Origin of the sequence: Nostoc sp. (assembly GCF_036917635.1) — a bacterium.
Classification (GTDB): Bacteria; Cyanobacteriota; Cyanobacteriia; order Cyanobacteriales; family Nostocaceae; genus Nostoc.
The window spans coordinates 1-15162 of sequence record NZ_JBALCW010000092.1; the positions used below are offsets into that span (position 1 = coordinate 1).

The following is a 15162-nucleotide window of genomic DNA, read 5'->3' on the forward strand; positions in this document are numbered from 1 at the left end:
TTCGACTCTAGGCGTAGGAGATGTTAGACAGTCCCAGACTGCAATCTCTGTCTGATGCCTGAATCCCCCGTTTTTAAAACGGGGGAGTGGCTCAACTCACTTCGGCTGCTACGGCTTGACGTGCTGTTCGCATGACTTGAACAAATTGCTCAAACAAGTAATCAGCATCATGAGGGCCAGGGCTGGCTTCTGGGTGATATTGGACGGAGAATACAGGTAGAGATTTGTGACGGACTCCAGCAATGGTGCGATCGTTTAAGTTCAGGTGGCTGATTTCTACAACTGCCGTAGGTAAAGAATCTGGGTCAATAGCAAAACTATGGTTTTGGCTGGTAATTTCTATCCGTTGTTGTAAACCGGCAGGCTGATTCAAACCACGGTGACCAAATTTGAGTTTATAGGTTTCTGCCCCTAGTGCATGACCTAAAATTTGGTGTCCCATACAAATACCAAAGATGGGCTTTTGACTTAATAGCAGCGCTTTGGCAGTTGCAATCCCTTGAGTGACGGCAGCAGGGTCACCAGGCCCATTTGAAAGAAACACACCATCTGGATTGTAGTTGAGGATTTCCTCTGGTGGCGTATCAGCAGGCACAACAATTACCCGACAACCATAACTTGTTAAGCGACGCAAAATATTCCGTTTTACGCCAAAGTCAAGGGCAATAACGGTAAAGGGTTCTCCAAGATTTTCAAGAGCTTCAGAGTTGAATTCCCAAGCTGGAATTGTCGGATATGACCATTCATAAGCCGTTGGGGTGGTAACTTCTTGAACCAGATTTAATCCTGCCATGTTGGGAGCGGCTAGTACCTGCTCTAGCAATTCCGCCTCATCAAGAATCGCTGTGGAAATGCCACCATTCATGGCTCCAAACATCCGAATTTTGCGGGTGAGGGCGCGGGTATCGATGCCGTAGATCCCTGGTACTTGGTTTTGTTTAAGGTACTTTGGTAAGGATTGTGTCGATCGCCAGTTACTCGGTCGGTGACAAATATTCCGAGCGATCGCACCCCGAACCTGGGGGCCATCTGATTCCTCATCTTCAGAATTTACCCCGGTATTCCCTAATTCAGGATAGGTAAAAATGACAATTTGACCGCAGTAACTTGGGTCAGTTAATACTTCTTGGTAGCCGGTCATGCCAGTATTGAACACCACTTCTCCGATCGCGGTTCCTGTAGCACCGAAAGACCAACCGCGATAAGTGGTTCCATCTGCCAGGACAAGTAAAGCTGGTATTGCGTCAGTCAGGGGCATAGTAAATTGGGGAGTGGGGAGTGGGCAAAACAGTTCTGAGTTAGGAGTTAGGAGTTTGGAGTTATTCTCCCCTCTGCCCCACTCAGCACTCTTGAGAGGCATTGGGAAAACTCTTCCCTATTTCCCAATACTGCGATTGTTAATTATCCCATGAGTTGAACAATTGGGAGTTTTTAGAATAGTTAATTAAAATTAAAAGGGAATTAAATTAGCGGGAGTGGCTTTGGCAAAGCTTGGGCGGTTAAAATTAATTATGCTTCAGTCTTTTTTATCCCGTGCAACCCTATTTTTTTTATCAAGCGCTCTGGCGGTTTTGTGTGTTGCCTGTAGTGAAGACCAACGGAACACGACTGGTGGCAATCAGCAACCCGCGCCAATTGGGGAACAGGCATCAGTACAGCCTGCTGTCGAACCAGCAACACCAGCAGTTACCCCAACCCCAGAAGCACAGCCGTTACCGCTAGAGCCGTCTGAAAGTGAACCAAGTCTTTTTGAGATGGGGCGAGACAAAGCCGTTGGCGCTTGGAGTATTAGCCAATCTGCTCAATCTCCAGGTGATTGGATTTTGGTGGCGAATCAGTACCAGGATGCGATCGCGCTGATGCAAAGAGTCCGGCGACAAAGCCCAGAATTTGCGATGGCTCAAACTAAAATTACTGAATATCGCCGCAAAATTAAATATGCTAAACAGCAAGCTAATCCTCGCCCTGTGCGCGTTGCCGAACCGAAGAGGATAGTAGTTGTGGTTCCGCAGACAATAACTGCACCAAAGTATACCACACCTTTATCGCCTCCGCAAGAAATAAAACCGTTACGAACGGAGCCAGCTTTGCCCTCATCAGCAGTGCTAATTCCAGATCAGGAAGTATTTACAGCCCCGATTAAAAGGCGAATTGGTGGAACGCCAATTGTCGAAGTTACTTTTAATGGCCAGCAACAATTTGACATGATTGTGGATACGGGAGCCAGTGGCACTGTAATTACCCAAGAGATGGCCAATACCTTGGGAATAGTGCCAGTGGGGAAAGCTAAGGCAAATACCGCGAGTTCCAGGGCTGTAGAATTTCCTGTGGGCTACGTTAATTCGATGGCAGTTGGCGGGGTAATAGTGAATAGAGTAGCAGTAGCGATCGCAGGTGCGGAACTAGAAACTGGACTTTTGGGACATGACTTTTTTGGTAACTACGATGTCACTATCAAACGTAATGTAGTAGAATTTCGTCCGCAGGTGCGATCGCAAATTAATTCGCCAGAAACTCAACTAACTGCTCCAACTTCGTCCAAGCTGCCCCGCTTTGTAGGATATCCTTAGCGATTTTAATCCCTTGGGCGTGATCGAGGAATGCGATCGTACCCCCTACTTGCAGCGCCAACGACGCATTTAAGGCTACTGCATCTTGTTGTGCCTGAGTTCCCTTACCTTGCAGTACCGCCTTCAGAATCACCGCATTCTCTTGGACATCTCCACCCCTAAGCATACCTATGGTAGCAGGTGTTAGATCCAAATCTAGGGGATTAATCGTAGTTAACTGTACTTCTTTGTCTGATAACACCGCCAAGTCAGTTAAATCTCCTAACCCAGCCTCATCAAGTTTTTCTCGCCCGTGTAGCACAATCGCCTTTTCCTTGCCTAAATTCTGTAAAGCTTCGGCAACAGTTGCCAAAAGCTTAGGAGTATATAAGCCCACCACCTGTCCCGTAGGACGCAAGGGATTTACTAAGGGCCCTAACAAATTAAAAATTGTTCGCACTTTTAAAGTCCGCCGTAATGACGCAACCGCCTTAAGTGCTGGATGCCAACCAGGGGCAAACAAGAAAGTGATCCCGACTTCTTGTAGTGCGGCTTGTACTTTTTCGGTGGATGCACTCAAGTTTACACCCAAGGCTTCCAATACATCTGCACTCCCCGTGAGACTTGAGGCTGAACGATTGCCGTGTTTGGCGACAGGTATACCATAAGCTGCGGCAACAAAAGCAACGGCTGTAGAAATATTAAAGGTTGATGAACCATCTCCACCAGTGCCACAGGTATCTATTACAGTGCTGTTAGCGGTAGCGGGGCGTTTAGCCCGTGCTGATTTATTAGCGCTGAGTGGGGAACATTGAGATTGTAATACTTCAGCCATGCCGGTCAACTCGTCGGCAGAAATGCCTCTAAAGTTAAGGGCTGTTAAAATAGCTCCTGATAACTCTGGGGGAACCGCTTCACTGAGCCATCCTTGCATCAATTCAGCAGCTTGAGTACGGGACAAGGATTGGCCATCTATTAATTGTTGCAGCAGGACATACCAGCTAGCAGAGGATTCTTGAGCAGGGATTGGAGAAGTTATCATAGAAGAAAGTTTGTATGTTGTAGCTATATTGAGAGCTATGGGATTATCCTACCGGAAAATTGGAAGCTATCAAAGTTAGGTTTAAACCTCAAGGCTTAATTGCAAAGCTGGATTAGCAATATCCTGAACTTGTGATTTTTTTTCCAAATCAAGTTTAACTTCGTAGTTAGTAATGAATAACTCTTTTCCTTTAGCCGCACCACTCTGTTTATAGTTATTCATTCCATACTGTAATTCCCACTCTGAGATATTAGCCCATTGAAAATTTTCTCGAATGTGCAATGAGTCATCGTAGGTAATTAGCCAGGGATGATGACATTGTTGCAAAAGTTCAGCAAATCTATGATGTTCAAATGAGGTGTGCAAGTCACCCCTTTTACCATATAGCTTTGATTTTTCAGCACTAAAATATGGTGGATCTAAAAATATAAATACATCTTCCCCTTCTGATTTTAATAGGTGGCTGTAATCCAAATTAGTAATTTGCACATTTTCTGATAATATACCTTCTAATTTTTCTAGCCGTTCTATTGAAGAATCAGTAAATCTTTTATGAAAAGCTTGTTTAGAAAAACCGCCTGATTCTACAGTTCCTGAAAAAGTAATTCTATTGAGAACGAAAAAGCGAACGGCTCTTTCTAAATCAGATAGATTATTTACATTTACACTAGTTAATTCTGTAAAGAGTAATTTACCATCTGTATATTTGATTTTAATATGTCGAATTTCTTTAACTAACTGAGCTATATCAGATTGGGCAATTTTCCAGAATAAGAAGAGTTCACGGTTTAAATCGTTAATCCAAATCTTCATATCGGGAAACTTTTGTCTTAAATAAATGAATACAGAACCACCACCTACAAAAGGTTCTCGAAATTCCGAAAAGCTTTCTGGTAAGTATTCAACTATTTGATTTATTGCTTTTGACTTACCACCAGGATACCGCAGAGGACTTTTGATCATAAATTATTCCTTTCATTGTTTGCTCTTGGGGCTTAACCCTGGTTAATGCTTCCAGCATGACTTCGGAAGCGTTGTCGCTTTGCTTCTTTTTCTGTTTCGTTTTGCGACTTTTCACGTCTTGAAGAACCATACTGCTGTTCTATAGAAGTAGCTAGCAATTCTGCAATAGATACGCCTGTAACGTCGGCTTTTTGCTGCAATATCGCGTAGACTTCATCGCTTAATTCCAAGCCTAAAACCTGACTCACCGCACTATACCTCAACTACTATATATATGTAACCATAAATGTCATATTAGCTTAGTTTCTTAGCAACACATGACATTTTAATCCTAGCCCACGATTGTCTTAACTCTACTACCAGGGTAATGAACAGCCTTTTAAGGATAATTAAAAATTATAATATCTAAAAATTACTGGATACTTCTATTTTAAGTCTCTGATTATTTTGAGCTTCTAAAGCTAATTTTTTTATAATTGCTTTTTGATTAGTATTAAAATTCTTAATGTTAGCTCCTAAAAAGTATTCTAGCTCTCCTACTGATGCATCTGGAAAAACAATATAACCAACAACATTGTTACCTGTAAGCTTTAGCTTTGTAATAAATAATACTTGCCGACCGTTTAAGATTAAAGAATCTAAATTAGAAAATAAAATTAGCTTGAATAAACCATCTTGAATATCAGGAAGGTTTGGCAAAGATGCCGTTGAAGTATTTTTTGACTCTTGTATAATATATATGTTGTTCTCGAATATTATCTCATCAGGAGTCAAATAGTAAATTCCGCCCAGATAGTTTTCAATACTGAAAGTTGCTTTTAATCCATCGACTAAATATTCTAGTTTATGAGAAGTCAGTGCTTCTCTTTTACTAGCACTTTGAGAACCTTTAAGAGAAATATTCTTAAATTCCTCGAACTCTTGTCTAATTTTATGTAAATATTTATCTAACCCATCCCGTGAATGAATTAATACTCCAGTTTGATTAAAAATAGAATCATAAGAATCTAGTGCTTTTTGAAAAGTTTGTGTAAATCTTTCTTCAAATAGATTTTTGTTCCAATGGAGTGCGCTTTGGCGATATACTAATATTTCATTAATTTGAAATTTCACAAAATCATTAGCAAATTTTTGACTACTTAACTTATTCTTATTAGCTTGCCCCTTTTTGGTGCTTTTTTTTGCTGTTTCGTAATAAGCAAGCACTATATAGATATTAAGCAAGTTCATCCAAGAAATTGTAGAGTATTGAATTTTATCTATATCACCATCTTTTCCCTCATCTTTAATTACAGGGATAATAGTTATAACTTTCGATGAATTATATGTATTGTAAATTCTGGCAAACGGATAACTTCTGGTTCTCTTAGGCGATACCCATTTTGAATAAGCAATTTCAGTTGTAGGTGACTTTATTAATCCATAACCTTTTTCTTTATTGACATCAAATACATCTAAACTGATGCCATTTAAATTATCATCCAAGTAAGTTTTATAGGTTACTCCTTTGATAAATCCTGTAAAATAGAGAACTTCTACCATATCTTCAAACTTTTCTTAATATTTATTTTTGCATATAGGACTCATATTTGATTTCTGAACAGGATTTTAGATGAAACCCTTGTAAAACCAACTTTTCAGTCTCAGTATAGTTTCAAAAATCAAACCGGAGTCCTATAGTTTAGTTCAGTATTGGCTATTAAAGCATATAAATGACCGAGCAAGAGTTAATTTACTTCTTACTGGTTACAATTTTCTGGAGTAAGCTACCAAGGCTCATTTCTATGCCTCGTTCTGCACCCTATCAATGTTAAACTACGGACACGTAATATATCCTGCTGAATTTTGCCTTGATTTTATGTTGCAATCTCTTAAAAACCTGTTACATTACTTTACAGGCAGTTATAACTGTTACAACATAAAAGCTCGGAGTATTATTTATGGCAAACGTTAAGAAGACTACGCCTTCGGTTTCAGAAGATCCTAATGCTTTGCGCTGGGGCTTCACTCCTCAGAGCGAAAATTGGAACGGTCGTTTTGCAATGATTGGTTTTTTATCTGCCGTTGCACTTGAAGTGTTTTCTGGTCAAGGGATTTTACACTTCTGGGGCATTTTATAAATTTAAACGTTTTTAGCTTCATTAGATTATGAGGCAAGGCGGGGATTGGCAAAATCTTCTGCCTTGCCTCATAATCTCAAGAATTAGAAAATTCGCCAGCAACTAGCGTGATGAGCGAAATATTACACGGCCTGGGGATTCTTCCTGATTAATTCGCGCATATACTCGAAGACAAGTTAAGACTTCGCCAGGAATACCACCACAGTCTAGTTGTAAGTCATCCTTGGATGAAGCACAGATATCTGCATAAAGTCCCGATAATTGGCGAATTCGCACTTCATTACCTGCATTAATAGCTTCATCAGCGACTTTCTTCAGGATGCGCCGTGATTCATGTTGTAGCTTTCCCCACCAAGAATAGCGTTCAGCCGGGGGTACAAATACTAGAGAATGTATCGCTTCGTCCATGTCAATCCAAGCACGGAGAATTGACAGGGGATCAGTATTTTTCTCTGCTTTTTGGGTGCGTTGGAAGCGATCGCTTAAAGCATCAATATATTGATCGCGCTGTTCTGCTTTGGAGTGTAAGGGAATCACATCAAAGCTAAAAACGCTCTTTAAAGCATGATGTAAATCTGGGTCTATTTCGATAAAATTCATATATAAAAATAGAAATGCTGCTGGTAAATCGGATACATTACCTTGAGTATTTTTAGGATTTGAAAGTACTTGTTGGTACAAGCACAATCCCTGAGTTTGCACAGTACCACTAAGTCCGGGGTAGATAATTTCGTCGCGGATAAAGGGAACTTGATAGAGGTTAGAATTATCTGCGATCGCACCAACTTCTTGGGCTAAATCTAGGGTGCGCGATCGCCAAATTGCAGCCAAATCTTCTGGTACTCGCAGCAGTTTGCGTTGAATCTCATTCCATAAATCTGAATCTGTTGTGCTTTGCAATTGGGAATTACCCAGATAATAATTAAGTTCTGAGTCAGAATCAAAAACTTCCCGTAGGTGACTTAGTTTTAAATCATCTGGCGCATCTTCCCAACCAGTATTTTCGTGTTGGGGTTCAGGTTGCAACAGGTTATGAAGTTCTTCCAGCACCTCATCGCATATTTTAGATCCTGGATCTAGTGGAAATTCTGTGCGAGCCTGATTTAAAGTCGCCTCTAATCCATACAAACTAAACCGCAGTAATTGGGCTAACTCTGAGTTTTCTATCTCTAATAATTGATGCAAGTGCTGCATGAATCTCACCTCCAAATATTACTTGTATGTGATTCGTAGCGAATTAAACTTGGTAAACCTCCGCGTACCTTTGCGTTTAAAATCTTAATTTTTTCAACGCAGAGGAACGCAAAGGTTTAATGCAAGAGTTAATGTATACCGCAAAATGGATCGCGTTCTTTATCAACTTCGTTGGGCTGCAATTCTAATTCAGCAATATAAACGCATCCCTCTTCTTTGAGGCATTCTTGGCTGTTTGATATCCAGTAAGGGACTTCACCGGCGTGCATCCGCAAAATGCCTTGATCGTCGAGAGTTACACGATATTGGCAAGGGTAATCTGTTGTCACATCTGGTTTGGTGAGTGCGCCAATTCTTATCCATTTTTTGCTGTTGGTTTCGGCGTCTGTTTGATAAATATAGAAGGTGTGGTGGCCAGTTTGCGGGAAGGGAGGTAAGGGATTACTAATTAACCCAATTCCTGGTTGTGTCGCGCCATCGCGCAGATAGTGAAATTTTTGGAACAATTTACTACCATTATTTCCTACTTCAAATACAAGATGATAGGCATCTGGTTGATCAACTGTTGCAGACTCAATCACATTGACGGCAATATCACCATCAGTTAAATCTTTATTGAAGCGTTCGACAGCGATATTCCAGTTCAATTTGCCATCCGCAAATAGTGTTGAATTTTCTGAAACTACCGATTCCAAATCAATGCCAGGAATATCAATTAAATAATGGGGATTTCCCTGACAAAGCAACACACTAAATTCAAGGGTTTGGTCAATTTCAAACTGGACTTTAAGTTTTTTGAGAAACTCTGCTTCTTGCATTCCCAGTTTATTCATCAGGTTTTTGCCGTCGAAGCTACCCCATAGTCGTAAATCTCCATCCTCGTAGTCTTGACGGTAAATAATATTAGTTAATTGGATTCCTTGCCATGCAGTCCGAACCTTGGCGACGGTTTCCCAAGGTGCTAGTTGATAAAGTTCTTGTCCAGCTTTGAATATAGTTAGTAAATCATTACTTTGAGTTTTGCGTTTGAAGTTGCAGGGTAAATAATAAAACAGGTTTTTAACATCAATTTCTAGCTGGTTGGCTCCCTTACGTAGCAAGCTTTTAGACTCTTCTGGATCGAATCTTAATCTTCGCAGTTTCTCGGCGTAGCAAGCGCCTGCGGAGGTGGCTAATTTGGTAAATTCCAACACAAAGGTAATTCGTTCTGGATTCCACACAAAATATGGAGATTTACTAAATTCTTGGTAGATTTGGCGCTGCACTATCTCTAAATTACAAGTTTTTCCAGACAAAATTAACCAATCAACTTTTTGGGAATTCCAAGAATCTTTGGTGATATCATCAGGACGCAAGCGACTTTCCATCAATCCTTTAGCAATCCCGATCGCTTCTTTAATTCCTGAGACGGCGCCTCGTTCAAATTGCTGGTTATCTAAGGTAACGCAGATGCTATTTGGATCGTTGACTTGTAATTTAACGGCGCTTTGGGTGAGCAGTTCAGAAATTTGCTGCTCAGAAAGTGTGAAGGTTAATAGAGAATTATCTGCTAGTGCTTTTTGTCCAAGTTTAAGTTTAGCTGCTTCTGCATGATCCCAGAGGATATAAAATGATTGCAGACGTTGAGGCGCTTGTTGCCAACGGGTGGGTAATACTTTCTCGGCAATATCTAGGGCTTCTTTGTAAGCAATATCACCTTCTGGATTCTCTTTATCTAAACATTTCAAAAGACTGCCACTTTTGAATTTGCCTTGTTCTAAAAAGCGCTCGTTTAACTCAGAGCTAATTAAATCTTCTAGCTTTTCACTTTCAATATCACCTGTTGTTATTTTTGTCAATAAAAAATCTGCGATCGCAACTTTTAATAATCTAAAAATTCGCAGTGTAATTAACTCACCACCTAACTGTAAATGACCAGATGAACCTAATAGTTTGGGAGTGAGTTTATAGTAACGTCCTCCTAAACCTCGGTCTTCATAATCGGCAAAACTAGGAGTTTTATCTTCTAAAGTCAGTTCAATTAAAGCTAAGTCTGTGGTTCCCCCGCCAATATCCAAAACGAGAACATTTTGTGACCATTTGTTTCCGGCTTGGCGACAACGAGTTTTGAATGATTCAATACCAATGTTGAGATTACCACCAAATTCTCGCCATAAAAAGAATATCGCCACAGAAACAGCTTCATCATAAGCAGTTTGCACATCATCGATCCCCAACTGCTCAACTAATTCCTTAACTTCCTTGCGAACAACTGGTGGGGCGACAGTGGGGTAGGTGACTACTGCTGTTAAAAAATCTCCTTCTGAAAACCTGCGTTGGGCGCGTTGGCGGTAATCTTCAGTTAACTCGATTAAATGCGCCCAAGCAGATTGGATCAGTTGGTTCGCGGTAATTAATTCTTCTTCACCATCCAAAATAACTGAAAATAACCGTTCCTGACCAAAATACCGTTTGGGTGAATGGTGAAACCTGCTGATAATTTCCTTTAAAGAACCGCTTGTACCTTGAGCGATCGCTTTTTTTCGGTTATCTCTAGCTTCCCTTCCCATCCGCAGTTTTAAGTCGCTTAACTGTGAAATTTCCGACTCACTAGGAATTTCCGTATCGCGGCGATCGATATCCAGCACAACTGGAATCAGATTTTGCGACTCTAGAGTAGGGACGCGAAACACCTCATGATAGATTTGGTAAAGTTTTTTGCTGACAGCACGGCGGAATCTCTCGCTGTTTCCTAAAGAAAGTTCAATTTGGCGAATTGCTTCCAAAAATCGCTCTTTATTGTCACTTTCAAAGACTTCACTCAATCGGCTGGGTTCTATCTCCAGATTTCTGCTAATTTCTGCAATAAACTTTTCCCAATCATCAGCACTGACATCTGGTAAAGCTAGTGAGGCGGGAGAACTCAGCCATTGTGATAAGCGATCGCGCAACCGCATTTCTTGTTCTTTGGGTAAAATTTCTGCGATCGGTACTTCAATTGGATCGAAAAGTGTAACTGTGGAATTCGACGTACCAAAATCTAAAGCAAACCATCCTGGAAATCTTTTTTGTTGTTTCTCTGGTTGTTGATCGCTATAGTTGAGTTGGAAAGGGTTCATTATATTCTCACTTTCTGTTGTTTGTTTTATAGCTGGCTAAAAACTGTAATGTTCTATCATAAAATTACAAATTTAGAGAATCTTTAGTCTTGTACCACTGATTCTCTTTAGCACTGGCTTTTTTATTTGGCGCGATATCTACGCTGGGCTACGCTTTTATATGAAAGGGCATAGGCGTAGCCCAAACTAGGCGATCGCTATGTGAATATGGTTCGGTTAAGGTTATGGGTGGGATTTTACGGTATGTAGAGACGTTGCAATGCAACGTCTCTACAAGCGTTATCGATAGGCAACTTATCCGAACCGTATTGATAGCTATGTTGTGATTATTCAGCTGCAAGTCTTACTTGTTCGATGGTTAAATTAAGTAATTTGGCAACGTCTTCCATCGACATACCAAGAGCTAAGAACTGAGGTACAAGTTCAAGTTTTAGTTCTTCTCGTCCTTCTTCTCGTCCTTCTTCTCGTCCTTCTTGTTTAGCTTCTTGATAAACCCTAGTTTCTTCTAACTTAACTCCTAACATTGCCTCTACCTCTTCACGACTTAAGTTTGCAAATTTATAAACAGCGATGGTTGTGATTACATCTATTATCTCCTCCTTAGCTAAGACAGTTATTTGTTCTTGTTGCACCCGCTCAATTAAACGTTTCGCTTCTTGCACCATTTGAGTATCTGAGGCAATAGTCAACTGCATCAAACTGATACCTACTTTTTGCTCATCAGGACTACCTAACTCATCTAAATAAATCCGTTGTACTTGGCAACTGTTCAGTAGCGATCTGTGAATAGTAGTGTTTTCCGGTTCCAAGCTGCGAGACTGTAAAATAATTACCCCGTACCAGTCATCGTAAAGCGACGGGTTACGATACATATACAGCATCGACTCTGAGAAAAACCTATGATACAGTAACTCATCCTTTTGGAATTGTACCTCAGCAAAAAAGATCATCTGAGATGTTGCATCAGGTGGAGGTAAAAATACCCCATCAATCCGAAATGTTGGTTCTTTAACTTCAACTGATTCAAAACGATAGCTACTAGCTTCTGCTGGTGGCTGTTCTACTAACTCAAAAAACAATTCTGGGACACGCTTGAAAATTGCATAAAAAATTGCATCACGTCTCACAAACACATCCTCATAAACCTACCCGATCGCAATCAGTCACTTTCTGAGTTAGCTTATCTCAAATCATCTAAGTAAGAAACAGCAGCAAGTTCGGAAATAATCTGCAACCAAACAGGAATTGCGATCTCAGATGGCAATTCCCCAGCCGCCAAATATCTCAGCAAAGTTTCCTTTTTTGAAAGGTTTTGCAAACTAGGAATAATTTGATCCAAAATACCTTCAAGTTCGGAATTTATTTGCTGATTAACTTCGCTAACATACTGCACAAGATGAAGGCTGGCGCTAGCAGTAATTTCATCTCGCAGCCGCAGTACTAAAAGTTGGTGGTTGCTCGATCTTGGTAAACCTTGGCTTTTTTCTGGTGCCCAGTCAAAGATTTGACCAACGTTGTGTTTCTCGTCTTGACGTGCTAGGGGAAAGATAATGTCAGGCGCAACGGTTTTGTTTTTACTAGTGATTTCGGAGATGATTGCTTCTTTCCATTCGTTAGGATCGCATCCTAATAATAATTTGTAAAAGAGATCGGCATCTTCAAAACCAAATTTTTCTTCGATTTCTTGTTCCATATCTGGATGCAAAAATGCCTGCAATTGTTCGCGTTCTGGGGCTATATAATTTGACAATTGATTCAACAAATCTACCACTGCTTGATGGATGCGATCGCGGGCAAAATCTTCTACTTCTTTAACAGTTTTCTCAAATACTGGATAAAAATCGTCGCTCTTAGTTGGAAGGGAACTATTGACGCGATTTCCCCGATCGAATAATTTCCCGGCTGCACCTTTAGATTCCGCCAGAGCGATCGCTCCATTGTTAGCTTTGTTGAAGAGTAAAGTCCACTGGTTCCAATTCAGTATTCTAAACGTAAGTTCGTCTTTTACTACATCGCTGACGACAACACCGCGCCGATCTTTGAGTGGTTCTTTCCCTAAATCTTTTTGAAAATTCCTATAGATTTTATCCAAGCTTTCGACCACAAAGCGCAATTCGATAAAGGCGGGACTGTCTCCTGTGGGGATACCTTGCTCGTGAATTTCATCTATGATGTCTTTCAAGTAATCTTGTTGCTGGCTCACCACATCAGCAGCTCTTTTAGTATCTTCATACAGTTGCTTCAGTCCATGAGTCGCTACGTGGGTTTGAATCAATTCCCGCAGTTTACCAAGTCCCCCATCTTGAGCAAAGTAACCTAGCCGTCTACCCAAATAACTGCGAGTGTCAGATTCTAGCAGTCGTTCACTTAAGTGCTGCCATTTTTCTTGTAGCCGTTTAGACCGATCTAAATAATCAGGATAGTCTAAGTTAGCCAAAAACTCTGTTGAACCTGCTTTGACGGTACTAGAACGTTTTGCCAATTCGGCTAGTCCCAACAGTGGCGACAGTAAAACGATGCGGTCTTTTTGAGTTGTAAACGCTTCTGCACCGTCAATGGTAGTTTGCAGAACTTTGAGTTTTTGGAAAACGGTTTCTTCTTGTAAATGGCTATCTTCAATGAGTTGGTCAAGTTCTCTTTCGCCGCCTTCGCTATCTAGGGGTAGTTGATCGAAGCGACCTACACCTACGAGAATTAAATCTTTCAGGTCTTGTCCCGGTCGCTGCTGCTGCATCATCGTGAAGATTTTATTGGCGCGATCGCTCCCAGGAGATTTACCATTTAGCAATACCAAAATTGTTTGTACTTCTGCTAATTCTCGTAGCGACAAAAAGGTATCCCTAGCTCCCGAATTAGCAGCCCCCAATCCCGGAAAGTCGATGAGAATAAATTTCCCTGCGTCTGCAAAATCCCAAATTTCCCGTGAGATTTTCACATCAATATCTACGCGGCGGATCAGTGGGAAACTGTTTTGTAATAACTTGGTTGGTAGCCTCTGGGGTGGACTCGGTAATCGGATATGCGCTGGGGGTAAATCCTCAAATTTCAGAGTTTGGATTGCCATTGGCTGTTCGACTAGCTGTAGCCCTTCGCGGGCGGTGGTAGCATCAATCTGGTAACGCCCACCACACATAACTTCCCCATAAGCTTGATAAGCCCGCAGGAATAGCACCAACTCTCGCAGTAAATAACGCAGCTCTAAATTATTACTACTATTCCATGCTTCTTCACACCAGCCAATAATATCTGTGCCAGAGTTGAGTTTTGATACTGGTATCGGAGGAAGCCCTGCTGCTGTTGTCCGTTTATTGGCTTCCCCTAGCATGAAGCGTAGACACTCATGTACTCCTTCATGAGAAAGATAATCTACCGTAAAATTACTTAATTTTGTAGTAGCAAAGTCATCTTGCGGTATGATGTGTATGGCTGTAACATTACCTGTAGTGGGGTTTTCGCTGACCGGCAAAGCATCTGCATATCCAATTAGACTGCCTAAAAGTAAGGTTTTGCCACTACTGAATTCCCCCATCACCCCAATTTTGACAGGTGAAGTTGCAAGGTCTACAGTTTTCTGGGCAGCTGACCGCAGACGCAGGAGACAGTCGTCAAGACTAGCTGGAACCCAATCTTCTTGTTTTGAAGGGTGCTGGGGCACAGAATCTATCTTTCGGAGGATGAATTCGCCGTACTCCTTAAAACGGCCTAGTTTATCTGGTTCCATAAAATAGTTTCCGCCTAACATTAATTTCTGTGAGCTTTATAACATACAAAATCCGATTGCTAGCCATTGTTGCAACGTGTTGACATCACATTTAGCATTTCTCTCATTTAATTTGCGATTTTGGGATGAGGCGTTTTGAACGGTCAAGACAATTTTAAGAAATCGGGTTTTAAGTGGAAAATTGAAGAAGAATTTAGAAGTCAGAATGGGCTAAACCTTAGCTATCCGCTAACAGGAGTCAGAATTAATAAAGTACAGTTTTATACCACCAATTGAATAAAGACTCCTTAGTTGAGATGTGGCTATTAAACCCTTTTATACTCTTTATTTTAAGAGAATGTCCAAAAAGTATTAGGTGAATATAATTCACTACTACACTAACATTGTCTACCTACGCCCAAAACATGAAAAATCAACAATTTACAACCCACGCAGGTGGGTTTTGTCTGTATAGCCGCAACTTATAGTCGCCAGA

11 protein-coding genes are annotated in these 15162 nt (G+C 40.9%); 2 read left to right on the top strand and 9 right to left on the bottom strand.

Translation table 11 applies throughout. From position 1 onward, the window contains the following. Positions 1 to 91: 91 nt before the first annotated feature. Complete coding sequence (gene carA / locus V7K32_RS21030) at positions 92 to 1258, bottom strand: glutamine-hydrolyzing carbamoyl-phosphate synthase small subunit (protein WP_334995747.1); 1167 nt, start codon at positions 1256 to 1258, stop codon at positions 92 to 94. 253 nt (positions 1259 to 1511) lie between these two features. On the opposite strand from carA, the gene V7K32_RS21035 reads away from it, so the two are divergent. Continuing rightward, positions 1512 to 2570, top strand: coding sequence for a retropepsin-like aspartic protease family protein (locus tag V7K32_RS21035; RefSeq protein ID WP_334995730.1), 1059 nt, complete (start codon positions 1512 to 1514; stop codon positions 2568 to 2570). Here V7K32_RS21035 and trpD read toward each other — a convergent pair. From trpD to V7K32_RS21055, 4 genes are all read right to left on the bottom strand, one after another. Beyond that, on the bottom strand, positions 2500 to 3591 hold the full coding sequence (trpD, locus tag V7K32_RS21040) for an anthranilate phosphoribosyltransferase (protein WP_334995731.1): 1092 nt from the start codon (positions 3589 to 3591) through the stop codon (positions 2500 to 2502). The two genes, V7K32_RS21035 and trpD, sit on opposite strands and share 71 nt — an antisense overlap. Before the next feature lie 81 nt (positions 3592 to 3672). After that, complete coding sequence (locus tag V7K32_RS21045) at positions 3673 to 4554, bottom strand: DNA adenine methylase (RefSeq protein WP_334995732.1); 882 nt, start codon at positions 4552 to 4554, stop codon at positions 3673 to 3675. A 32-nt stretch (positions 4555 to 4586) separates the two neighbouring features. Continuing rightward, positions 4587 to 4802: a hypothetical protein gene (locus V7K32_RS21050; RefSeq protein WP_334995733.1), complete on the bottom strand. Its 216-nt coding sequence runs from the start codon at positions 4800 to 4802 to the stop codon at positions 4587 to 4589. Positions 4803 to 4959: 157 nt separating this feature from the next. After that, positions 4960 to 6096 (bottom strand): hypothetical protein, encoded by a 1137-nt coding sequence (locus tag V7K32_RS21055; RefSeq protein WP_334995734.1) that lies wholly within the window; start codon positions 6094 to 6096, stop codon positions 4960 to 4962. Between the two features lie 398 nt (positions 6097 to 6494). Between V7K32_RS21055 and V7K32_RS21060 the strand changes: the two genes are divergently transcribed. Continuing rightward, positions 6495 to 6674 (top strand): high light inducible protein, encoded by a 180-nt coding sequence (locus tag V7K32_RS21060; RefSeq protein WP_104907792.1) that lies wholly within the window; start codon positions 6495 to 6497, stop codon positions 6672 to 6674. 102 nt (positions 6675 to 6776) lie between these two features. Here V7K32_RS21060 and V7K32_RS21065 read toward each other — a convergent pair whose 3' ends face one another. The 4 genes from V7K32_RS21065 to V7K32_RS21080 form a co-directional block, all read right to left on the bottom strand. After that, on the bottom strand, positions 6777 to 7868 hold the full coding sequence (locus V7K32_RS21065) for a hypothetical protein (RefSeq protein ID WP_334995735.1): 1092 nt from the start codon (positions 7866 to 7868) through the stop codon (positions 6777 to 6779). Between the two features lie 128 nt (positions 7869 to 7996). After that, the gene (locus V7K32_RS21070) at positions 7997 to 10966 is read right to left on the bottom strand and encodes a molecular chaperone (protein WP_334995736.1); all 2970 of its coding nucleotides are present in this window, start codon (positions 10964 to 10966) and stop codon (positions 7997 to 7999) included. 326 nt (positions 10967 to 11292) lie between these two features. After that, a complete protein-coding gene (locus tag V7K32_RS21075; RefSeq protein ID WP_334995737.1) occupies positions 11293 to 12093 on the bottom strand; it encodes an Rpn family recombination-promoting nuclease/putative transposase in 801 nt (266 codons plus the stop codon). A gap of 53 nt (positions 12094 to 12146) precedes the next feature. Further along, positions 12147 to 14687, bottom strand: a complete 2541-nt coding sequence (locus tag V7K32_RS21080; RefSeq protein ID WP_334995738.1) for a proteasome protein — start codon at positions 14685 to 14687, stop codon at positions 12147 to 12149. Positions 14688 to 15162: the final 475 nt, after the last annotated feature.